Below are 23,236 nucleotides of genomic sequence, written 5' to 3' on the forward strand. Positions count from 1 at the left end.
CACCGTCATCCTCGACCATCCGTCAAGCGTCTCGACTGCCGCCTTTTCGCCCGCTGCGGCGGGGTTTGGCCGGCGGCGGCGCCTTGGTCACACGGACGACTTGGTCGACACCTACCAGTATCCTCCGTTTGTCCTCCGTTCGCACCATCAATTGTTGCGAAAGAATGTCGTGAGCCAAGACCGAAGCGTTGCCTTCTCGGGTCAAAATCTCCGCACCGATCGGCGGCAGCTCGGCCGCAAGTGCCTCATACGTCTCAAACTCATAGCGTAAACAACATTTCAGCCGCCCGCATCGCCCGGAAATTTTTGTTGGATCCAGCGTCGATCGCTGTAGTTTCGCCATCTTCATCGACACCGGCGGCATCTTGCTCAAAAACGTCGCACAGCACAACGGTTGGCCACAATCGCCATAATCGGCCAGCAGCTTGGCCTCGTCGCGGACGCCGATCTGCCGCATTTCGATCCGCGTCTGGAACTCGCCGGCCAGATCGCGGACCAGTTGGCGAAAATCGACCCGCCCCTCGGCGACGTAGTAGACGACGATCCGTTCTCCGCCGAGCAGACGCTCCACGTCCACCAAATCCATTTTCAGCCCCCGCGCGTCGACGCAGCGTTGACAGATCGCCAAATCATCGCGGGTCTGGGCCTGGATGTGTTCCCACTGCGTGCGATCATCCTCCGAAAGCCGCCGGACAATCTTTCCCGCCGTGGGCTCGTCCATGGAATCGAGCGCGTTGGATGTCGCTTCACAGAGCACCGTTGCGATTTCGGTTCCGCGTTCGGTTCGCGCGACCACCTGGTCGTTGTAGCGAAAGCTCTCACGCGCACTGAGCACGCCGAGGATTCGCATGGAGCCGAACCGTGCGACATATTCCCAGCCTTTTTTCGGTTTCGGCGGTTCCGTTGGCGTCAAACGTTCCGGTCCATCCGGACTCGTCATTCCTTGGCCTCAGCCGTTTTCGCGACGGCGGGTTGCCACGCCCAGCGTTGACCGGCGGTGACGATGCCGTTCTTGCGGGTGCCGACCAGCAATTGTCCTGCCCCCCGAAAACACAGCGCCCAAACACCGCTCTCGGCACCGATCGTCGAAACACTGCCTCCGGAAGCGAAATGGATTTTTCCACTGACTTCCGACGCCGCGATCTGGCCGGCATCGGAGACGGCGATCCGGGTGATCCAGTCCGTGCCCTTGGCGATCGACTCCGGTTTCGCATCCGGCTTGGCTTCGACCCGATACAAATTGCGATCGGCCGACCCCACGATCAGCGACGCATCACTTTCGTAGGCCACGCACCACGCGGTTTCTTCCCCCACCGCCACTGCCCCCGTGCTTTCCAGTTCGGGCCATTTCAGCAAATGGATTTTTCCCTCGCCATCGGTCGCGGCCAGTTGAGTCTTATTGGGGGAAAACGCCAGGGAGGTAATTGACGCCTGACTCAGTTCAACCGATTTGGACACCTTGGCGTCGGCGACGCTCCAGGCAAACAGTTTCCCCGATTCGTTCCCCGCGACGATCATCTGGTCATCGGGCGAGACGACGATTTTTTGGCACCAGCGTTCAAAGGCCCCCTCGTGGGTCGTCGGCGTCTTGGATTCGACATCGTAGACCACCAAATTGCCCTTGTAGTCCGCGCTGGCGATCGTTTTTCCATCGGACGTGGTTGCGACCGTCCACACGGCGGCGGGATGCTCGTAAAGCTGTTCCAGTTGGTCGGCCGCGTCGGCTTGAAACCGTGTCACCGATCCGGGACGCAACAGCAATCCGGTTGCCGTGCCGGCGACAAAACTTCCGTCACCGGCAGCGGTAATCGAGGTGATCCAAAGCGATTCGGAATCGACAGCCTTTCCGCCGCCGGAATCGTCAGCCTGGGAGGGAATCGTCAGCAGACCAAGAAACAGCGCGGCCAAACAACGAATTTTCATGAGTCGCATTCTGAACAAGGAGGGAATCGAGGGGGGGAGGAATCATCAAGCTTCATTGTAACGCTTTCTGATCACGGCATCCTACTCGTCGGTCACGCAACCTTCGCTGGCGGATTTGACGGTCTTGATGTACTTGTACAGCGTCCCGCGTTTCGCCTTCAGCGACGGGGCGGCCCAAGTCGCTTTCCGCGCTGCGATCTCCTCGTCCGACAGCGCCACGTCCAACGAATTGGTTTCCGCGTCGATGGTGATTTGGTCACCGTCTTGGAGCAATCCGATCGGCCCGCCGAGTTGTGCTTCGGGGGTGACGTGCCCGACGATGAATCCGTGGCTGCCGCCGCTGAATCGACCATCGGTGATCATCGCGACATCGGACCCTAAACCGGCTCCCATGATCGCACTGGTCGGCGTCAACATCTCCGGCATGCCGGGCCCACCTTGGGGACCTTCGTAACGGATCACGACGACGTCGCCTTTTTGGATCTGCTTCTGCTCCAGCGCCGCCAACATCTGTTCTTCGCTGTCGTAGCAACGCGCCGGGCCGGTGAATTTCAATCCTTCCTTACCGGTGATTTTTGCCACCGCACCCTCGGGCGCCAAACTGCCTTTGAGGATCCGAATGTGACCGCTGGGCTTGATCGGTTTTTCAACCGAGCTGACGATCTTTTGACCTTCCTTCAACCCGGGCAAGTCCGCCACGTTTTCGGCAAGCGTCTTGCCGGTCACGGTCAGGCATGAACCGTCCATCAGCCCTTTTTCCAGCAGATACTTCATGACCGCCGGCGTTCCACCGATCGAATGCAAGTCTTCTTGGACGAACTTTCCGCTCGGTTTCAGATCGGCCAGGTAAGGAATCCGATCGCTGACCGATTGAAAGTCGTCGATCGAAAGCGAAACGTCGACGCTGCGCGCCATCGCGATCAAGTGCAACACGGCGTTGGTGCTGCCGCCGAGCGCCATCACGGTGACCATCGCGTTTTCAAATGCAGCCCGCGTCATGATGTCGCGCGGCTTGATGTCTTTCTTTAGCAATTCCAACATCGCTTCGCCGGCCAGTCGGCACTCGTCTTTTTTCTGTTGGTCTTCCGCCGGTGCACTGGCGGAATAGGGAAGCGACATGCCCAACGCTTCGATCGCGGTGGCCATCGTGTTGGCCGTGTACATGCCGCCACAGGCTCCCGCGCCCGGACAACTTTTCTCAACGATCGCTTGTCGTTCGTCGTCGCTGATCTGTCCGGCGATGAATTGGCCGTAACACTGAAACGCGCTGACGATGTCCAGTTTTTCTCCGTTGCGAAAGCCGGGTTTGATCGTGCCGCCGTAAACCATGATCGCCGGGCGATTCAATCGCCCCATCGCGATCAAGCAACCCGGCATATTCTTGTCACACCCCGGCAACGCGATCAGTCCGTCGTACCACTGGGCCGCCATGATCGTTTCGATCGAATCGGCGATCAGATCGCGGCTTTGCAGGGAGTAACTCATTCCGTCGGTGCCCATCGAAATCCCATCACTGACGCCGATGGTGTTGAATCGCATCCCGACCATGCCAGCCGCTTCCACACCGCCCTTGACCTCGGCGGCCAAGTCCAACAGGTGCATGTTGCAGCTGTTCCCCTCGTACCAAACGCTCGCGATCCCGACCTGGGGCTTGTCCATGTCCTCGCGGGTCAATCCCGTCGCGTAGAGCATAGCTTGGGAGGCACCCTGACTTTTCGGCTGCGTGATCTTGCTCGAGTATTTGTTCAGCTGGGACATGAGTTACGGTGTTTGGGGAAAAAGGGGATGGAGTGGCGTAAGCTTCCAGCTTGCGGCGGGGAAAAAACCGGGGCGGTTGATCGCACGGGAGCTCGAACGGTTATTATCATGATCGTTGCCCGTTTCACAATCCGCCGGACTCTCGGCGATCCCAGCCATCGGATTTTTTGCCATGCCCAGCCTCCTGCGTCCAAACCTGCTGTACGGATTATCGCGTTCGGCGTTGCCGGCCGCCTGCCTGGATGCCGTGGTCTGTCTGGTCGCCGTTGCCTGCATGGTACCCGCCGCCTGCATGGTACCCGCCGCCTGCTTGTCAGCCGCTGACACCCCGGCCGGCGAAGAGGTTCAGTTGTTCGACGGGAAAACGCTCGACGGATGGAATGGTGACACCAAGTGGTTTCGCGTCCAGGATGGAGCGATCATTGCCGGAAGCGCGACCGAAAAAATACCCGCCAACCAGTTTCTGTGTACCAACAAGTCCTATCGCGACTTTGAGTTATCGGTCGAAGCGAAATTGGTCGGACAAGGCAACAACGCCGGCGTTCAATTCCGCACCAAACGCATCCCCAACGACACCGAAGTCATCGGCTACCAGGCGGACATCGGATTCATGCCCAACGGTACCTGCTGGGGGGCGTTGTATGATGAATCCAGACGACGAAAGTTTTTGGCCGAATCACCCGAGCTGGCGATGAAGACGGTGAAACGCGGCCAATGGAACACGTTAAAAATCATCGCCCGCGGCGACCGGATCCAGATCTTTTTGAACGGCGTCCAAACGGTGGACTACACCGAACCCGATCCCGAAATCGAACGCGATGGCGTGATCGCGCTGCAGGTCCACAGCGGACCGCCGCTGGAGGTCTATTACCGAAACGTGAGATTAAAAGAGCTTTGAGCGGCGTTGGTGTCCTGCCTTGAGAAACCGTCCAGCAAATGAACGACCGGTGTTTCGAGTACGATGGCCCTTCCGGGCCGTCGCCCGTGGGGCTCTGCGCGACGACCTAGAAAGGACGTCGTACACCCCTCCGCCGACCACCTCTCACCCATTCGGTCAGATTTGTCGCGTTTCGCGCTAGCCCTAAGCTGGACGGTCTCGAAAGCCTGCACACCAACACGTATGCCCGTGCGATTTGTGCCTGTGCCTAAACGTTGACGAAGCACTAATTGACGCCGAAACGATGAACCGTCGTTTCAACGAGTTTGTCTCCCGGTCGCAGCAACGTGCTGGGGAAATTCGGCTTGTTGGGCGCGTCGGGATAGTGCTGCGTCTCCAGGCAAAACGCGTCATGGGATCCGAGCCCGGCGTTTTCGGGGCCGCCGCCAAGGTGATTGGCCGTGTAGAGCTGGATCCCGGGCTGCGTCGTTTCAATCTCCAACGTCCTCCCCGAATCGGGATCCGCCACCAACGCCGCTTTTCGTAACCGGCCCGGCTCGCCAGGCACGACGTAGCAGTGGTCATAGCCCTTGGTCGCGGGGAGTCGGTCCAGGCGTTCGCCCAGCGGCGTCGGCGTACGGAAATCAAGTGGCGTCCCCTGCACGTCGTTGGTCTTGCCGGTCGGGATCAAGTCCTCGTCGACGTCCAAGAACTGATCCGCGGGAATCGTCGCGACGTGGTCGGTTGCGGTCCCCGTCCCGACGCCGCCCAGATTCCAATAGCTGTGATTGGTCAGATTGACGTGCGTCGGCTTGTCGGTGGTCGCCGTGTAGACGATTTTCAGCTCGTCGGCGTCATTCCAGCTGTACTCGGCGGTCGCTTCGACGTTGCCGGGAAAGCCGTTGTCCCCGTCGGGGCTGGTCAGGCGGAATCGCACGCCCACCGATCCGTCCTGCTCCAGCGTCTCGGCGGTCCACACCTGGTAGGAAAAATTCTTGACCCCGCCGTGCAGTTGGTGTTTTCCGTGATTGACGACCAGAGCATACTCAGTACCGTCGATCGTGAACTTTGCGTTGCCGATGCGATTGCAGAACCGACCGACACTGCTGCCGAAGTACGGATGCCCGGCGACATAGCGATCCAGGGAGCCAAAGCACGCATTGACGTTGGCCAGCGCCCCGTCGCGATCGGGCACTTGGACATCCAACAGGATGGCGCCAAAGTTCATCACACTGACTCGGTGACCGCTCGAATTGATGAGCGTGTAGCGGGTGATCGGCTGATCGTCGGCGATTCCAAACGGTGTGGTTTCGATCTTCATGGTCGATGGGAAAGACGGTTTTGGCGGGCGGGAAAACGGGGGAAACAGACACAATGCGACGAAACAAATCGATGGCAAGGTCAGGTCACACAACATCATGACGGGTCCGCTTGGGGAATTGAATGGGGGCACCGTTGACGTCGGCGATCGGCAGATCGCGTCCGGCGGCCGATCGCGCTCGGCCGCAACCGCCCCCCCAAAGAAGCACCCCATGAACGAGCCTGGCACGGCGGCCCCCTGTCGCTATCGTGACCTGGACATCGGCAACGTGCGGATCGGTTTTCCCGTCGTGCAAGCGGCGTTGAGCGGCTACAGCGACTTGCCGATGCGCGTGATCGCACGACGACACGGTGCCAGTTACAGCGTCTGTGAAGTGATGCTGGACCAGTTCTTGTTGGCGCTGGGAAAACGGCAAAAGACGAAACACTTTCTGGACATTCACCCCGACGAACACCCCGTCGGCGGACAATTGATGGGGGCCGAACCGGAACAGTTTTCTCTCGGCGCACTCAAATTGGTCGAAGCCGGGTTTGACATCATCGACGTCAATTTCGGCTGTCCGGTGAAGAAGGTTTTGGGGCGATGTCGGGGCGGATTTCATCTGTCACAGCCGAAGGTCGCGATCGAGATTTTGCAGCGAACCCGCGACATCGTCCCCCCCCACATCCCGGTCACCGTCAAAATGCGTCGCGGCATCGACGAGACACAGCAATCCCGCGACGCGTTCTTCGAGATCCTGGACGGTGCCAGGGACGCCGGCCTGGCCGCCGCCACCGTGCACGGCCGGACCGTCGTCCAACGCTATGTCGGCCCCAGCCGCTGGCAGTTCTTAAGCGAGGTGAAATCACACGTCGGTCGATCGATGCAGATTCTCGGCAGCGGCGATCTGTTCTCCGCCGAAGACTGCTTGCGGATGATCGACCAAACGGGAATCGACGGCGTCACCGTGGCCCGCGGAGCGATCGGCAACCCCTGGATTTTCCAACAAGCCCGGGCGCTCGCTGGCGGCCAATCGCTGCCCGATCCGCCGTCGCTGCACCAGCAAGCCGATGTCATGCGCGAACACTTTTCGCTCTGTGAACAGACCTATGGCGAGGGGCGGGCCCCCTTGTTGATGAGGAAATTCGCCATTAAATACAGCCAATCGCACCCGGAATACGAATCGGTTCGCCAGGCGTTTGTCAAAATCAAAACGCGGGACGATTTCGAATCCGCGATTCAAATCCAGTACGGCAGCGACGGCCCCGGGCGGATGATCCCCCGCGATTGCCACGGCAGCCAGGAAGAATGACACCGGACCACGGACCATGACGACTTATTTTGAAACCGGCAGCGAATCGACTTCGCTTACGTCGGACGATTTACGACGGGCGCTCGAAGAAACCTTTGCCAAGATCGGGCTGCCCGACAAGGCCTTGCTTTTGCCGCCCGACCACACACGGCTGTTCAGCCGCGCCGGTGAAATCACCGCGCTGTGCCACGAGATGCTGGGACAACGCGTCGCGGACATCATGCCGGCCCTGGGCACCCATAGCGCCATGAAGCCCGAACAACTGGCGCACATGTTCCCCGGCGTGCCCTTGGATCTGTTTCGCCCCCACCGCTGGCGCGACGACGTGGTGACCTTGGGCACCGTGCCGGCATCCTACGTTTCCGAAGTCACGGGGGGGCTGTACGACAAACCCTGGAAAGCCCAAGTCAACAAACTGCTCCGCGACGGCGGTCACGATCTGATTTTCTCGATCGGCCAAGTCGTGCCGCACGAAGTCATCGGGATGGCCAACTACAACAAGAACGTCTTTGTCGGAACCGGCGGCGTCGAGGGGATCAACGAGAGCCATTACTTGAGCGCCGTCTACGGCATCGAACAAACGCTGGGGCGGGCGAACACGCCGCTGCGGCAAATCCTGAACTACGCCCAAGACGAATTCTGTCAGGGCATGCCGATCGTTTACGCCTTGACCGTGATCCAACAAATGCGCGACGGAACGCTGCACACGCGAGGCCTGTACATCGGCGATGATCACGAGACGTTCTTCAAAGCCGCCGAACTCGCCTATCAGGTCAACATCACCCACCTCGAAAAACCGCCCCAGCACGTCGTCGCCTACCTGGATCCGTCGGAATTCAAAAGCACCTGGCTGGGCAACAAGGCGATCTATCGGACCCGTTTGGCGATCGCGACCGGCGGCCGGCTGACCATCCTGGGACCGGCGGTCGAAGAGTTTGGGGAAGATGGCGAGATTGACCGGTTGATTCGCAAATACGGTTACCGCACCAAAAAAGAGATCGTGCAATTGGTGGCCGAAAACGAAGACTTGGCGGCCAACCCATCGGCCGCGGCACACCTGGTTCACGGCTCCCATGAAAACCGCTTTGAAGTCGTCTACGGGGCGGGAAAGCTCTCGGCCGAGGAGATCTCGTCGGTCGGCTATACCCCCGGCGACATCAACGCGTTGATGAACCGGTACAACGTCAGCACGTTGACCGACGGCTGGCACACCGACGTCGACGGCAGCGAGTTCTATTACATCCAGAACCCGGCTCTAGGGCTTTGGCAAGCTGAGTTGAGTTAGCAAAACTATTTTCTCCGTTTGCCGGTATTTTGGTAGCATCCCCCCGCCAGAACCGTTTGAATTTAAGCAAATCAATGGGAAAGACGCAGCGCCCTCGATGATTGATCCGAAACGTCATGCGGATCCAGTCGGGGCGGGGCACATGCGTCTCGGTATCAAAGCAGTGAGAGAATAAAACGCGCCAATTCGAAAGACTTCACAATCTGTCTTGGTTCGTAACGGGTCGTTTGCTATTTTCCCCGCACACGGCAAACGACGCGATGATCGGGACGATTTGCTGGTTTTGTTGACGCATTTATCGAATGACCGGACCGGTGACACCGGCCGGGTTTCGTCTCGCTGGAAAGGAGCCCAGAAGTGAAACAAGCCAAAGAAACCCCGGTCTGCGTGCACATCCGCTGGATGATTCGCCGCGACATGCCGTCAGTCCTCGCAATCGAACAGAATTGTTTCGAATTCGCGTGGACCGAGGAAGACTTCATCCGTTGCCTGCGACAACGCAATTGCATCGGCATGGTCGCCGAGAAAGACGACGAAATCGTCGGCTTCATGATCTACGAACTGCACAAGAACCGACTGCACATCCTGAATTTTGCCGTCCACCCCGACCAACGCCGCCACGGCGTCGGCAACTCGATGTGCAGCAAGTTGTTCGGAAAGCTGTCGCACGAGCGTCGCAATCGCATCATGCTGGAAGTCCGGGAAACCAACCTGGACGCCCAACTGTTCTTCAAAAACCTGGGATTCCGGGCGATCAGCGTGCTCCGCGACTTCTACGACGACACCGTCGAAGACGCCTACCTGATGCAATACCGCTACCACCCCAGCGCCAGCGAAATCGCCCAACCCGGCAACCGCATCTCCCGCATGGCCGGCTAGTGGGGTAAGCATCCTGCTTGCCAGAAACCACCTGACTGAATCGCAAGCTGGAAGCTTACGCCCGATGCCACTTACTTAGGCTCTCTAGGTGTTAGCGGAATGGCGCGCGCCGTCCGGTCGCGTTTCAAAAACACCGTGAAAGACCGGAGGGCTCGCGCCCTACCGCTAACCAGAGCAGCCCGCTTGGCGTCAAAGCAAGTGGCATTGAAGCTTACGCCACTGGGAAATCGTGGCGTCGGTCCGTAAACTTTCGCCATGGCGTTCCTGGCAAATTTTACGGCGATCGATTTCGAGACGGCGAATCGACGGCGCGATAGCGCTTGTCAGCTCGCCGCCGTCGTCGTCCGCGATGGCCAAATGGTCCGCGAGCAGATGTGGATGATCCGCCCGGATCCGTTCTTCTTTTCACCGGGCAACATTCGCATCCACGGCATCTCGCCGGCGGACGTCCAGCACGAACCGACCTTTGGCGATTTGTGGGGCGAGATTTCCGAATTCCTGGCCGACGACTGTTTGATTGCCCACAACGCCCCGTTTGACATCGGCGTGTTGATCGGATGCCTGCAGCGACACCATTGCGACATCCCCGATCTACGATTTTCCTGCACTCGACTGATCGCGCGTCAAACCTGGCCCGACCGCCGTCGCTTCGGACTCAAGCCGCTCTCGGATTGGCTGGGCGTGGAGTTCAAGCATCACGACGCATTGGAGGACTCGCGGGCGTGCGCCAAAGTCTTGTTGGCGGCCGGGATCGCCCGCGCCGCCGAGTCGATCGAAGACCTGGAACAGAAGCTCCGCATCGTGCGCGGAAAAGCAGGCCCCTGGGGGGTCAGCCATGCGTCAAAGAAAGGCAACCCACGCAAGTCGGCGTCGAAACGAAAGACCGACAAAGGCCTTCCCAAGCGGACGCTGCGGCGCGGCGGCAGCCAATTGTTGCCGCTTCCGGTGAACCCCTTCGACGAACACGCCATCGTCGCTGAGTCCGAAGCAGCCTACGCCGATCCTGCGACACGATCGCCGGCATCCACCGAACCCGCCATCGACTTGCAACGACTGTCGATTCGCGCCGAGTTCATTCAACCGCTGCGTGGCCAACAGATCGTCTTTGTCGGCCGTCTGCAGGTGATCAGCAATGAACAAGCCATCGACTTGACCCGCCGCAGCGGCGGCGTTTACCAAGACGACGTCGATGCATCGACCAACTGCGTCGTGCTCGGCTCGTCCGATGTCGATCAACAACAGGTTGATGACCTGACCGGTCAAGCGGAACTCGAGATCCTAACGGAAAGCGAATTCCTGTCACGGCTTGGCCTTTAAGACGAGGTTCTTCGTGGATTTTAGTGGCTAATCACTCAGGACCCAGGTTTTTTGAGGCATTGCTGCGATGTCCGAATGGGTGTTGGACGACAACCGCTCGGTTCAAACGCCCCTCCGGCGATGCGGGCCGGTGGAGGGCACGAAGCACCTTCGCCGCATCGCAGACCAGGTGATTCCTAGGCGGGTTGCTCCTCCGCAGAGCCCGTCTCCGCTACAGCTGGCTTCGCCATCAGACCGAACAGAACCATCGGACATCGCAGTCATCCCTCAAAAAACCTTCCCCGAGTATCCGAGAGCAGCCACTAAATTCGCGGAAGAACCCTCCCAGGGGGAGAGAATCTAAATCAGTTGCCAAATCCTGCAGTAACAGAATCGGCATCCCCACGGCGGCGGGAATACCCCGAATGCTCGCGTCCTAGCGGCAGCCAATGCTTCATCGAAGCCCTCGCTATCACTCGCCCGACGCCGCTTCGATCAATCCAGCAAGTGCGTCAGCAATCCGCTCCGCAACTTGGGTTCGAACCACGTGCTCTTGGGCGGCATCACTTCGCCGGCATCGCTGACCGCCATCAATTGCTCAATCGAGGTCGGGAACATCGAAACCGCAAACGCCCACTCGCCCGAGTCGACGCGTTTCTCCAATTCCTTTGTCCCGCGGATCCCGCCGACAAAGTCAATTCGCGGATCGGTGCGAACATCCTCGATTCCAAAGATCGGACGAATCACACGTTGCTCCAAGATTGCGACATCCAAGCTGTTGATCGCATCGTGGTGATCAATCGAATCGGCCGGAACTCGCAAACGCGACCATTTCCCATCCAGGTAAATGCAAAACGTTCCCGCGCGATCTGGAACAGGATCACTCGTTTCTTCCAGGCTGCCGACTTCACTCAGTCGTTCGCGAATCTGATCGGGCGTTTGGCCGTTGAGGTCTTTGATGATCCGGTTGTACGCCAAGATGTTCAATTGAGACGCCGGGAACAGCACCGTCAAAAACCAGTTGTATTCTTCGTTTCCGTTGTGATCGGGATTGGCTTCGCGGCGAGCTTTTCCGGCACGCCAAGCGCTCGCGGCCCGGTGATGTCCATCGGCGACATAGAACTCGGGGACCGCGGTGAGCTTCGCGACGTAACCGGCGGTCTTTTCGATCTTCCACACGGTGTGTTGCACGCCATCGTCGGCCGTGAAATCGTACAGCGGGGTTTCGCGGACCGCCGCATCCACCAATCCGTTCAAGTCGGGATCATCGCGATAAGTCAGGAACACAGGGCCTGCGTGGGCGCCCAGCGTCATCACGTGTCGAGTCCGATCGTCTTCTTTCGCGGGGCGCGTGAACTCATGTTTCAGGATCAGGTTGTTCTCATAGTCCTCGACGTGACAGCAGCACACGACACCGACTTGACTGTTGCCGTTCATGATCTGGCGGTACAGGAAAATGCTTTCGGCATCGTCCTGCTGCAACACACCGTCGCCCATCAGCCGCTGCAAATTCTCGGCGGCTTTGGCGTAGATTTCATCGGCGTACGGATCTGTTTCCGCCGGCAAATCGATGTCGGGACGAACCACGTGCAAGAACGAATCCGGATTTCCTTCGGCGAGCGCGGCGGCTTCCTCGCGATTGACGACATCGTAGGGAACGCTGGCGACTCGGGCAGCTTTTTCCGCGGTAGGGCGAACGGCACGAAACGGTTGAACGCGTGGCATCGGAGAGTTTTTTTCGCTGAAGAAACAGGGGAGGGAAATCAGAAACGCGACCGTTATACGCCCACGACCGACTCTGCGACACCCCCGCACCAAAGGCCCGACGGCCGGCACCAAACAGGTCGATGGAGGCAACGCGCTGATGCCCTACGGCCAGTGAACTCGAGAAGCTGGCGTCAGCGCCACTGCCCGGAATCCCACGCAACCTCACCCCACCGTGACCCCACGCCAGCCGCCGATGCGGTAAGCCATTCGCGTAAGTTTCGTGTATCAGGCATCACGCGATACGCGTGAGAGATGATCAACGTCAAGACGCCCGTGTACACGTCGTCGCGATCGGTGAGCAGGGCGGCAACGACCGACGATTGGCTCGGATACCGCCGGTTGGCGAAGTCGATCGCGGCTTGTACTAACTCAGTTTCAGTCAACGATGTGTGTTCGCAGTGTGGGCTTCATTAGAGGAACGCGGATGCATCGGGCGCCAGAGCGTTTCGGTCTCAGACGAACTCTCTGAAAGCGAGGCAACAGGAAAACGGTGGGTGTCACCATTTGGCGATTTGGACCTGCGGTGGCACCGTTGGATGTTGGTGGTCGATGCAGTGGCTGTAAAAAAAAATCGCCCGGTGAAACACCGGGCGATTTTCGAAGCGACGCGGACGGGACTCGAACCCGCAACCTCCGGATCGACAGGACGAACCGTGCGCCTTCCCAATTCTTGACCTTTGCAAAGGAAAAGCCGTCTCCGACTTAGCAGAACATGTTATCTGGGTGCACTGCTTCGTGCAATTAGTGGCGTTGATTTTGATACTACAGGTTAAGAACCACGATTCTTGATGCGGGATATCAAGAATGCCCCCCCGAACGAACATCCTCCGGACGCTTCGGACGGCGAGCTTGTTTGTTGCATGGATTCGATCACCCGTCGCTTACGGAATGCCATTCGTTCCCCCATGGTTCATCAAGTCGCATTATTTGCTCGCCGGCGGACTATTATCTTTGCGATGCTTGCCCGTTCGACACCCCATACTCCGCAGAGGACTCACAGATGGAATATGAAGTCAGATTCACAGACCAAACTGAATCTATCATTTCCAATGGCTGGGACTCGGTTGAGATCAGCGGCAGCGAGCCGTCAGTGATCCCAATGCCTGGCGACATCCTCAACTTTGGCACGTCGGAATGGAAAGTGGTCCGGCGGAAGTTCTACTTCGTGGACAATAACACCACTGTAACCGTGGACGTGCTCTGCGAACCGCTGTCGCCGTAGAGCCGGCCGCCAGTGAAACGCTCGCCGCATCGTCGGCAGCGGCCTCACGTCGCCTCAGCGGCCCGTAGAGCAGCCGTGACGCGATTGCGGCCAATCTCTTCGCCGTAGATGGCAACGGCCCGTACGCATTGCCGCACGGCCTATCGGAGCGCAATGAACAGCCGATGATCCGCAGGGTGGGTTGTCCCACGAAAAGTTGTCTCACCGTGGGACAACTTTTCGCGTCCGAATCTGTCTCACGGTGAGGCGCTTTTTAGAACGGCGGCTCAGTCGGAATCAGTAACCGATCCGCCGCCGGTCGCTCGCTTCCTCGCCCAGCTTGTCGCGGGAACGCCCCGAGCCTTTTGAGTCCGATTCCGTATTAGCCGGCGATTTAGCGGTTTTTTCGCGGGCAAGTTTTCCACATTTCCCGTTTAGGTCTGCGGCTGGGGTTGAGATTGCGGCAACGCCTGCGGGTCAATCTAGCCGTCGTCGTCACGGAACAGGTACTTCGCTTTGACTGGTCTGACCGCGGTGCTCATTGAACTCTCCATCAGGTGCTTGTCGTGATTTAGAACCAAAACCGCCGCGCGGTTTGTGCGACGTTGTGTCGTTTCGTCCCGCAATTTAGCTGATTTTTGAAAACCTTGGCCGCGGGCAACTTTTCCCACTTTCGCCCCTCGCCTCTCTCCCGCGTCCTTCAGGGCGGCCAGAGCGACGGCTATTTGGCTCTTGGTTAGATTGCCCCGCCGCCCTCGCCTGGACGCTTACACGGCGGGACGTAGCCGCCCGGGACGAAAACGCGTCCAGTGGGCCCGAAGCTCTCAGCGTCGTCGCAAGCGGCTGGAATGGGCGTTCTTGACACTGATCCCGAAGGTTTTTCTCGGAGTTTTTCTCGGGATTTATGCCTCACGGTGAGGCTCATCGTAAGTTCCGCAGCGTCCACCGGATACGGATCGGTCGTGCAGCAACCGGCCACAAAAAGCGCCTCACGGTGAGGCGCGTCGAACGGCGAATTTTGCTTGACAGTCCGTTTCGGCCACAAGATTCTCACCGGTCTGGCCAGTCGGATGTCCCGGCGGGCAGACACTCAAAGGAGCAGGGCAATGGTTCGCTTTGAACGCGGGAAAACGTACTCACACATCGACGTGCAAGAGCGGTTCCGTTTTGGGAAACCGCAGCAAGCCAAGGATTGGATCAACGAGCACGCAATCCCGTATCTGCGGGTGAACAACGGAAAAATCTGGGAAATGGTTGGTGATCACATCATCGCGGCCATCACGGCGGCGGCGATGCCGCATAGCGAATGGCAGGGGATTCGTGAGCGTCGGGCCACTGAAAGCAATGGTGCGCATCAATGACGTGCGATCACGAAAACGATGACGTGGAAAACTGGGATTGGGACCATCCTGTCGTGCGAGCCGGCATTTTGCCGGAACACCTTGCCCGGCTGATGGTTGAAGGGTCCAGGCCCACCACTTACTGGAATGATTGGTGTGCTGCGAACAAGTCGCTTTGGAAGCGGCTGAAGAAGAACGGTCGTCGGTGGTTTTCGCTGCCGGCGATAGAGCTTTGGATACGCGAACCGCGGCACGACGCCGATGAGTATCCGCCTGGGATGTGACCATGCAAGCTGAAGACCGAACAGAGCCGATGCCGATCGTGCCGAAACGCGCGTGCCGGTGTTTTGACTGCCGGACGAGAATTGATCGCGGAGAATACGCTTACAGTGTCAATGGACGTACCATGTGTACCGGGTGCAAGACTCGGTATCAGTGGTCAGAGGCCGCCGGCAAGTGGCTGATCTTCTAGGACGTCTGCCAGAGCGGGAAGTTTTGGCGAAACGGACTACGCAGCGGCAAATTCAACTAGCTTCCAGTCACGACAGCAGCCGCACACCTGGGATCGTTGTGGCGGTTGCTAACTCCGTTTGCAGGATGTGGTTCAGCGAGTGGCCACTTCGAAACACGTCCCGATCTGCCCAATCATCGCGGGCATAGGTTCTTGCCAACGGAATAAGCTCCACTCGCTCCGGAGCCCATCGCTGAGCCCAGTCGGCGAATCTGGCAATGTCACGCACGTTCTTGTCGCTTATCACGTAATGCAGGACGAGAGGACGCCCCAGATCCCGGATCAATTCCATACCGCGTACCGCTGCGTCCCACGATCCACCGAGTCGGACCTTTGAATACGTTTCCTCATTCGAAGCATCGAGCGAGACGATAAACCGCTGAATCGATCCGTGAATCTTTTGGACCGTTGCCCACTTGCGTTCGATCAACGTTGCATTGGTGATGATGCCAATACCGATCGTTCCCCAATCAAACTCGTTCAGCAGCCGCACGTGACGCTGAGACGCAAACACTTCGCCAGAGTTCAGGAGCGTCACCTCTTCAATCGTCGTTCGGTAGTGCTCCAAGAACCTCCGCAGGAAACGCTCAGCTGATTCCGAATCAGCTAACGGGTCCGACAGACACCGTCCGGCCCGACACGACCAGCAGTGCAGGTTGCATGTCATGCTGTCGGCGATGTGCACATACTTCGGGCCGTGTTCCCAGTCGCCCCGGATTGGTGCTTTCATCCCCTCATCAGCGACCAACGGGCAACGCTGGCACAGAGAGTAGTCGCCCGATGCAACTTCTCGGCGGTGTGACTCGATCACCGCGCCGCGCCAGACGTCCTGGGGTTCCTGGGTGTAATCCGTTCGCTTGTCGTATGCGTCGTACCAGTTTGGACAGCAGGTGCTGCCCCAGCCGTGATGCAGGTAAATCGTTTCGAAGGGGACCTTGCAGCAATTGATCATTGGCTCGCATTGCATTGAATTAGCGGAATCTCGGGTAGCCCAAGTGAGCCCAACAGTCGCGGCCACTCGGTCGACAGCGCCGTGAACTCATAGCGATGGATGTCACCACACCCCGTCGTCCAGTGGTCCCACGGTGATCGTCCATGCGTCCATGGGTGCCAGCGTCTGCGGGCGAACTGTTGCAGCGATTCCCCACCGGCCGCCCTTACGCTTTGCTGAAACTCTGGCTCCAGTGAGATTGCATCCGCCAGACTCCGGTGCAGCCGATAGTCGCTCTCGATGATCTCGCTGGCATCACGATACACGGCGAATCTGTAAATCGCATTCCAGTCTGGGATGTGATTCCGAAGTTCCGTCACGGTTGCGTGCTGGTGCAACGGTCGCGTCAGCCCGGTGGCTAGCAGAATGTCCGCCTCTGGATTGGCGCTCAGCACATGGCGCGCTAGCGTTGTAGTGATCGATGTTCCCGCAGTCCTCGGAATGTGGATAAAAAGAAATCGTCCGCGAACGTAGAGCATCAGGTGTAGACCCCTGCGGTAGACGGACAGACGACCAGTCGTTTTGCGTTGCGTGCGATTGCCCGCGCCTGTCGGTCATCAGACTCGATAAACATGGCGGGCGCCGGGTTCGGTGTGTGAGTCTCCAGCCATTCCGAGTAGTGACGTGCCTTGTACGCGGCGATGTCGTCCCGGTTTCGCTCCGCCAACGTCTTGGCCGGGTGCATCACGAGTTTGTACCAGCGCATCCCATGGCGTCTCAGCCACGCTTCTGTCGGCTTGCGGTACTTCGCAATCCTTGCGGTGACAATCAGCGGCACTGGCTCTTTGCGTGGGACGTACAGCGGTTTGGCGTTCCGGATGAAGTCGAGATAACGCTCCCCGTCGTCGTCCTGCTCCGGTGAGCAATCCCGGCAGAGTATCCCGTCGAAATCGCAAGCCGTGTTCGGGCTCATCACCGAATTGAAGAGGTTCCACTCCAGCAGGTGCGGCCATGGCAAATCCACCACGTGTATGTCTGGTTTGACGTTCGCAGAAGGATTGACGTAGACAGCTGCCGTGGTCGCTTCCGGAAACTCTCTATCCATCACAGGGCGTATGGCTTTGAGGCTGTTGCCCGTCATCACGGTATCATCGACCACCAGCGCCCGCGTCTTTTTGATCGCGTGTTTTGATTCATTCAACCGCCACCCGTTGCCCACGTGGACAACGTCCCCCTGAGTCTGCCTGATCGCTGCCATCGGAAGGTGAAGATACATCGCAAGCATCGACGCAACGGACATACCCGAACGGGCAACACCGACTATTAAACCGATGTCATTGGGCACCATGCCCGCTAGCCGTAGAATGTCCTGCTGAAAGTCTCGTGCGGTGACAAATCGGGCGTCTGCCTTCGGCGCGAAAGCATGCCCCGGTGGCTGGTGTGGCCCAAACTGGGGCGGGTCAGCCACGCAACCAGCACCGGCAAGCAATCGTCGTTCGATGTCGCAAGGCTTCGGCAACAACAGACACCCGGTGCGCCCGTCTCGCGTGCCCCAGTTACCGCACTGGTTGGTCTCGCAGATAGCAATCGACTTTTGCAGGTGTGCGCGGTCAACGATTCGTGGCTTCACCTTGCGTTTCGGGAGCGGCTGTCCGGCCTCTCGTTTGCTTTGGCATACCTGGCACTCGTTGGATTCATTTAGTGCCGTCAGTCGCCCGCAGTGGACGCACGTGGATTTGTATGTCTTCATCTTCTTCAGCAGTTCCTTGCGTCCATGTAAAAGTCCAGCGACACGGACTCTGATTGCGTCGATGAACTGGAAGAGCCTGTGTAGCTCCTATCACCAAAGCAATCGCCTCCAGGCGAAACAGGCAAGTTGTAGGGATAGCCACTCGGTGTGTAGTAAATGAATTCCCCGTCTTGATATCGCGGCTGGCTGTTATTGGGCTTGAAGATCGCGTAATTGTCGATTTCAACCGTGTTGTCGTAGGGCTGCCCAAATCTGTCGGTGCCATGCGTGCGCACCTCACCGGTAACAGGGATGTACATATTCAGCGGGCAATTGTCGGGGCGATCCGCTTGGTCTGTGTATGACACACCGGACTGCGACACCAGCCCTTCGATTGTTTCCTCGGACACCAGCGGGGAGCTGGGATATCTGTTCCAGGTGCTCCACGAAAACGTCAACCCGCTAATTGGTGCAGCAGGCCACCTACACCCGACGCCTGTTGTTGGGCAGCACGGTCCGTAGCTGGCTCGATAGTATCCGCAGCAGCAGTTATCCGACATTGCCGGGGCGCCATCGGCGAACAGAATCAGACCGTCGTTAAAAATCGGGAACGTCATCAGCACTCAGTCCCCTCGATCACCTCATCGTCCACGTTTTCGGTGCCGAATACCGTGACATTTTTTCGCTCGATGGTGATACCCGATTCGCCAACGATGAAATCGGTTACCACCTGGAGCGTTTTGGGCGCTGGCACCAACGCCTCGAATTTGTCCCCGGTCAGGATACAGTAGCCTTTGTCCCCGGTCTCCCGGTACGTCGTCGTGCTCAGTGGATCACTGAGGTTGATCGACGCCGCGAACTCGGTTCCATCCAGCGCGATCAACTTTGCGGTGGCCGTGCTCGGCGCTTGGCTGTCTTGCGTCAGCTCGTAGCGCCAGAGCGGCTGAAAACTGGACAGGTTTACGACCGCCCAATCGTCGTTGATTTTGTCGATGACCTTGTAACCGGAGCTGGCTGATAGCTTCCAGCGCTCCGGCGTTGATGGATCGATGAACGCATAGGCTCCATCGGTCGCGTCAGACAACCGAACAACGGCAGCACCACCGATCACGACCCGCCCAAAGTCATCATCAGGCGTGTCGTCCAGCACGATACCGAGAGAGGCGACGCTGTCGTGCCATGTCGGTCGATCAGCCTCGCACACGAAGTCCACCAGTGCCTCGCGTGGATTGAAATCATCGGCATCGGTGACTGAGAGAACGTCATCCCACACGACCGCCTCACCAATCTCGTAATCCTCCCCGCTGATGTTCATACATCGGAGGATGACTCGACCGAGGTTTGGAGCTGACGGCGATGTCGTGATCGCGGACGCATTGGCCACGACCTGTTGGATCAATCGATTCTGATGACTTGCAGAAGGCTGATCGCCAGCTTTCACCAGTGGTATGTTTCTCGGTACTTTCACTGGTTGGTCCTAGCTGGGGGCTTTTGCTAAAGCGAGGTCATCCCAATCCGCTGCCGCGTAGACGGTGTGAACGTGGTACCCTTCGACCACAACGACACTGCGTTTGCTGTTTCCGCCAGCCGCGCCGTCATCGGTTGGCCCGGCCACGTCGTCCAGCATCTGTTTGAAAGAGAACCAACCCACCTCGTGGCCCTTTTTGGTTACGCCCGGAATCGTTCCGATCGTTACGTTGTCCAGATTCGGCGATGCCAAGAAACTGAACGTCAGCAGCGGGTCTTTGTCTGCGATAATGTCACCGTCTGCGCCGAGAAACAGCAGCTCACCGGGAGCGAAGCCCGTCCCGGTTACGAATCCACCGACACCATCGGGTTTTTGAAACTGCCAATTCTGATTGACCGTCCCAGTCAGTCGAGCCAGTATTTTGGAATACTCGATCTCGGTGTCGACGTACTCGTACGCAATCCGACCCGTGACGTTTACCCGGAGAGTCGGGATAACGATGTCCGATCCCCGTGGGGACATTCGATCGCCTTCCGGCTGCACATCGATCGCACCCCGGAAGTAGCGACACGGTTGAGCGGTAGCGGGGTCTCCCGCGAACGCTGGATAAACTCGCTCATTGGTCGACTGATAAAGTTTGATCGTCGCGCCGGTCGTCGACACGCTGACCTTCAGGCTACCTCCCACCAGCGGCGTGTCGCTGTAGTCGCCGGTGAGTTCCCAGCCGTTCAAAAATTGGTTGTCGTACGAGACCTCCTGAAGATTCAGATTGTCGTACGTATACAGGTCGGCCAAACTCCCATCGTCACCAGCAGCAAGCAACGCAGCGCGGCAAGTCTGAGGGCTGCTGTCGCCCTGCACTTTCCACGTCCGGCTCGCGCGTCCCGAGCTGCGGGTGCTCGCTCCGGATCGACCGCGCAACTCGGTGATGTAGAGGCCGTTTTTGACGATGACGTCGTTGTAGACTCCATCATCCAGGTCGGAATTGAGATTCCCAAAGCTTGATGCGACTGGGTCAGTGATCGTTGCCATTATTCAGCGTACCCGCCTTGTTTCTTGGTTAGCACTTTCGTATTGGTCGCAATCGCTGAGAGCTTCTCTAGCTGCCGCTCCTGCACGCTTCCAAACGCATTGAGTGATTGAGCCCCAACGGCAAAGCCCGACGTCGTGGACAGCTCTGGGGCTCTGAAATCCGATCTTGCGCGTTCTGGCCGTTGCGACTCCTGCTTGATCCGCTCTTCCTCTTGCTCTTTGGCAATGCGGATCTGTTCTTGTTGATCTGCGAAATCCTTTCGGGATGCCTTCTCGGCGCTGTCAGCAATTTTCGGATCCAATACACCCTGTTTTTCCAGGAATCTGATTCGGTCTACTTCGTCCTGGAGTTTCTCGTGGGCGGTCTTCATCGCCTCCGCGATCGCCTCGGCCTCGCGCCGTAACTGATCAGCAGCTTGATCCCGCTCGCCTCTCGCGCGTTCTTTGGCTTTCGCTGCGTCGTCGTCATCGATGATGCCCGCAGCCAGATCAGCATCAATCTGTCTTGATACTCGGGCGAACACCTCAGATGGCCCCACACCCTGATCGGACAACTGGCCCGCGCGCTCAAATACCGCGTCGACTCGTTCGTCTTGCCGCTTTTGGGTTTGCTCCTGTTGTTTCTTCAGATCACGCAGGGCTCGCGTTCTCTTAAGCAACAATTCGATCTGCTGTTTTTCCAGATCCATGCTTCGGATTGCGGAATCTTCGGCAGCATCCTTGCCCTGAGTGATCGCAATCCGCTCTTGTTCCAGCGCCGCCAATCGCGATTTCAACAGATCGTCACGGCGCTGGGCGATCGCTTCGGCGTCATCCGCACCGTCATCGGCGCCCGGCGCTGCCAGACCGGTCAGCGAATCAAGGATGCCTTTACGCTTTTCGGCTTCTCCCGTTCGTTCCTCATCGGCTGCCAGTGATTGCCGGATCGCCGCCAGTTCAGCCTCTGCGCCTTCGACGTTCGCACTGATGTCGAAACTGCCACCGATGTTTGAAATTTTGCCGACGATGCCTTGGATGCGGTCCAAGATCTTCCACGGGCGGATAAACATGTCCACGAGGATACCGACACTGTCGAGAGAGATCGAAATCAGCTCCCCAAAGAATCGTTTGACGAATCCGAGGAACCCGACAAACGCGGTTTTCGAAAGTGAGACGGCTCCTTGTATGCCCCGATACCAGATGAGCCTGATAGACGCCCACAGGGCTCGTGAGAGCTGCTCTGTATCGCCCGAACCGATCACCGCGCGAATTGTGTCGAAAACTTGCGAAAACGTGTCGGCGACGCCCCCAAGGGCTCCTTTTATGACGTCGAACGTCCCGGCGAAGTTGAACGCCTTTACCGCTGCGATCGCCATCATTCCAACGAGAACGCCTATGGCAGCCGTGACGCCGAGGATGATAAGCGTGATCGGCGCGAATGCGATCGAGACAGCGGTGCCAGCCGCAGCGGCAACAGCGCTAAAAATCCCCATCGCTACCGTACCGAGTGCGATCTCTCCAGTGAGTACAGCGGCAATGCCTCCCAGCGCGGTGTAGACACCAGTCAAGAACGCCGCCACCGTCGCGTTGGCAGCCTCCGCCGCAGCTAGCAGCGTCATCCCAGCAGCAAGCCCGGCAGTCGTACCGGTTGCAAACGCCATCGCCCCGGAAACCGACAGCACCACCGCTTCGAAAATACCGAGAAGCGCCGACGCTGCTCCGGAGACGAAACTCGCAAGCGACATCGCACCAGTGACCAAGCCTAAACCAATCGCAGCAATCTTCGCCGCTCCGGCAAATGCCAACAGGCCACCACCGGCAAGTCCGACAGTGGCGATCAACGCAAAGACACCACGCACCACGCCCTCATTCTCTCGGGCGAACCCAACCAAGAATTTCGACGCGTCGGACACAGTATTTGCGATGTCGGTGAACGCGGGGGCGAGTGCTCCGCCGATCGTCAGCGTGACTGATTTGATGACCGACTGAACGCGGTTCATTGCGTCCGTCAATTCGGCTGCCGCCTTGGTGTCGTCTTCGCTCAGCACCCGACCGAGTGAATCGGCCTCGTCGATTAAGCCCCGGATGCCCTCAGCCCCCAACGCGAGCAAGGGAAGCATTTCCCGACCAGCACGCCCAAAGATCTTCTGAGCCAATGCGCCACGCAAAGACGTGTCCTCGACGGCGGCTAAGCCGTCAGCGACTTTCAGCAACTGATCTTCCGGGGACAGGCCGTTAACATCCTGAAATGTGATTCCCAAGCGTCCGTAGGCGTCCACAGCCTCACCGGATCCACGAGACAGATCCAGCATCGAACGCGACAGTCCAAACATCGAACGTTCAACCGCCCCCAGGTTCGCCCCTGACTGCTCCGCGGCGAACCCCAGCCCCGAGAGCGTCTGAACCGCCACGCCCGTCCGTGCGCTCATCTTGTCGATTTCGTCGCCAGTGGACGCGAATGTCTTAGCCAACGCACCGAACACTCCGGCGCTCGCCAGCGACGACGCAGTCAAGATTCCACCGAGTCGACCAACGGAACCCGCGAACCGATTGATACGGCCCTGCATTCCACGGATGCCCTGTTCCAGGCGATCGCGAATTGAAACCTCAACGAATGCGTCGCCCGCTTTGATTCCTCGTCTGTTCAT

At 58.6% G+C, this 23,236-nt stretch carries 20 protein-coding genes; 8 read left to right on the forward strand and 12 right to left on the reverse strand.

The features are described from left to right. Positions 1-22: 22 nt before the first annotated feature. The 3 genes from Enr13x_RS20030 to ilvD form a co-directional block, all read right to left on the reverse strand. Complete coding sequence (locus Enr13x_RS20030) at positions 23-940, reverse strand: PSP1 domain-containing protein (protein WP_231743660.1); 918 nt, start codon at positions 938-940, stop codon at positions 23-25. After that, positions 937-1,923: a WD40 repeat domain-containing protein gene (locus Enr13x_RS20035; protein ID WP_145388704.1), complete on the reverse strand. Its 987-nt coding sequence runs from the start codon at positions 1,921-1,923 to the stop codon at positions 937-939. The genes Enr13x_RS20030 and Enr13x_RS20035 overlap by 4 nt, the downstream gene beginning before the upstream one ends. An 81-nt stretch (positions 1,924-2,004) precedes the next feature. Then, complete coding sequence (gene ilvD, locus Enr13x_RS20040) at positions 2,005-3,681, reverse strand: dihydroxy-acid dehydratase (RefSeq protein WP_145388705.1); 1,677 nt, start codon at positions 3,679-3,681, stop codon at positions 2,005-2,007. A gap of 172 nt (positions 3,682-3,853) precedes the next feature. Between ilvD and Enr13x_RS20045 the strand changes: the two genes are divergently transcribed. Further along, complete coding sequence (locus tag Enr13x_RS20045; protein ID WP_231743661.1) at positions 3,854-4,579, forward strand: 3-keto-disaccharide hydrolase; 726 nt, start codon at positions 3,854-3,856, stop codon at positions 4,577-4,579. A gap of 265 nt (positions 4,580-4,844) precedes the next feature. Here the strand turns inward: Enr13x_RS20045 and Enr13x_RS20050 are convergent, their stop codons facing one another. Further along, positions 4,845-5,879, reverse strand: a complete 1,035-nt coding sequence (locus Enr13x_RS20050; protein ID WP_145388706.1) for an aldose epimerase family protein — start codon at positions 5,877-5,879, stop codon at positions 4,845-4,847. A gap of 211 nt (positions 5,880-6,090) precedes the next feature. Between Enr13x_RS20050 and Enr13x_RS20055 the strand changes: the two genes are divergently transcribed. The 4 genes from Enr13x_RS20055 (at position 6,091) to Enr13x_RS20070 (ending at position 10,651) form a co-directional block, all read left to right on the forward strand. Next, entirely contained in the window at positions 6,091-7,170 is a 1,080-nt protein-coding gene (locus tag Enr13x_RS20055; protein WP_145388707.1) for a tRNA dihydrouridine synthase, read from the forward strand. Positions 7,171-7,186: 16 nt separating this feature from the next. After that, the gene (locus tag Enr13x_RS20060; protein ID WP_145388708.1) at positions 7,187-8,455 is read left to right on the forward strand and encodes a nickel-dependent lactate racemase family protein; all 1,269 of its coding nucleotides are present in this window, start codon (positions 7,187-7,189) and stop codon (positions 8,453-8,455) included. Between the two features lie 402 nt (positions 8,456-8,857). Then, entirely contained in the window at positions 8,858-9,334 is a 477-nt protein-coding gene (gene rimI, locus Enr13x_RS20065; RefSeq protein WP_095739449.1) for a ribosomal protein S18-alanine N-acetyltransferase, read from the forward strand. Between the two features lie 255 nt (positions 9,335-9,589). Beyond that, complete coding sequence (locus Enr13x_RS20070; protein ID WP_145388709.1) at positions 9,590-10,651, forward strand: exonuclease domain-containing protein; 1,062 nt, start codon at positions 9,590-9,592, stop codon at positions 10,649-10,651. A gap of 474 nt (positions 10,652-11,125) precedes the next feature. Here Enr13x_RS20070 and Enr13x_RS20075 read toward each other — a convergent pair whose 3' ends face one another. Further along, positions 11,126-12,355, reverse strand: coding sequence for a DUF1015 domain-containing protein (locus Enr13x_RS20075; protein ID WP_145388710.1), 1,230 nt, complete (start codon positions 12,353-12,355; stop codon positions 11,126-11,128). Between the two features lie 287 nt (positions 12,356-12,642). Between Enr13x_RS20075 and Enr13x_RS39435 the strand changes: the two genes are divergently transcribed. From Enr13x_RS39435 to Enr13x_RS20085, 3 genes are all read left to right on the forward strand, one after another. Beyond that, complete coding sequence (locus Enr13x_RS39435; protein ID WP_261344141.1) at positions 12,643-12,765, forward strand: hypothetical protein; 123 nt, start codon at positions 12,643-12,645, stop codon at positions 12,763-12,765. A gap of 632 nt (positions 12,766-13,397) precedes the next feature. After that, positions 13,398-13,619: a hypothetical protein gene (locus Enr13x_RS20080; protein ID WP_145388711.1), complete on the forward strand. Its 222-nt coding sequence runs from the start codon at positions 13,398-13,400 to the stop codon at positions 13,617-13,619. A gap of 1,085 nt (positions 13,620-14,704) precedes the next feature. Further along, positions 14,705-14,959, forward strand: a complete 255-nt coding sequence (locus tag Enr13x_RS20085) for a hypothetical protein (protein ID WP_145388712.1) — start codon at positions 14,705-14,707, stop codon at positions 14,957-14,959. A gap of 518 nt (positions 14,960-15,477) precedes the next feature. Here the strand turns inward: Enr13x_RS20085 and Enr13x_RS20090 are convergent. From Enr13x_RS20090 to Enr13x_RS20120, 7 genes are all read right to left on the reverse strand, one after another. Continuing rightward, positions 15,478-16,401 carry a radical SAM protein gene (locus Enr13x_RS20090; RefSeq protein ID WP_197455220.1) on the reverse strand — a complete coding sequence of 308 codons (924 nt, stop codon included), beginning with the start codon at positions 16,399-16,401 and terminating at the stop codon, positions 15,478-15,480. Next, positions 16,398-16,760 (reverse strand): hypothetical protein, encoded by a 363-nt coding sequence (locus tag Enr13x_RS20095; RefSeq protein ID WP_145388714.1) that lies wholly within the window; start codon positions 16,758-16,760, stop codon positions 16,398-16,400. The genes Enr13x_RS20090 and Enr13x_RS20095 overlap by 4 nt, the downstream gene beginning before the upstream one ends. Before the next feature lie 158 nt (positions 16,761-16,918). Beyond that, positions 16,919-18,010 carry a phosphoribosyltransferase gene (locus tag Enr13x_RS20100; RefSeq protein WP_231743663.1) on the reverse strand — a complete coding sequence of 364 codons (1,092 nt, stop codon included), beginning with the start codon at positions 18,008-18,010 and terminating at the stop codon, positions 16,919-16,921. 125 nt (positions 18,011-18,135) lie between these two features. After that, positions 18,136-18,732, reverse strand: coding sequence for a hypothetical protein (locus tag Enr13x_RS39020; RefSeq protein ID WP_145388716.1), 597 nt, complete (start codon positions 18,730-18,732; stop codon positions 18,136-18,138). After that, complete coding sequence (locus tag Enr13x_RS20110) at positions 18,726-19,424, reverse strand: hypothetical protein (protein WP_197455222.1); 699 nt, start codon at positions 19,422-19,424, stop codon at positions 18,726-18,728. Before Enr13x_RS20110 ends, Enr13x_RS39020 begins: the two co-directional genes overlap by 7 nt. 162 nt (positions 19,425-19,586) lie before the next feature. Then, complete coding sequence (locus Enr13x_RS20115; protein WP_145388718.1) at positions 19,587-20,609, reverse strand: hypothetical protein; 1,023 nt, start codon at positions 20,607-20,609, stop codon at positions 19,587-19,589. Further along, positions 20,609-23,236: a hypothetical protein gene (locus tag Enr13x_RS20120; RefSeq protein WP_145388719.1), complete on the reverse strand. Its 2,628-nt coding sequence runs from the start codon at positions 23,234-23,236 to the stop codon at positions 20,609-20,611. The genes Enr13x_RS20115 and Enr13x_RS20120 overlap by 1 nt, the downstream gene beginning before the upstream one ends.

The sequence above is a fragment of the Stieleria neptunia genome, from assembly GCF_007754155.1.
Lineage (GTDB): Bacteria > Planctomycetota > Planctomycetia > Pirellulales > Pirellulaceae > Stieleria > Stieleria neptunia.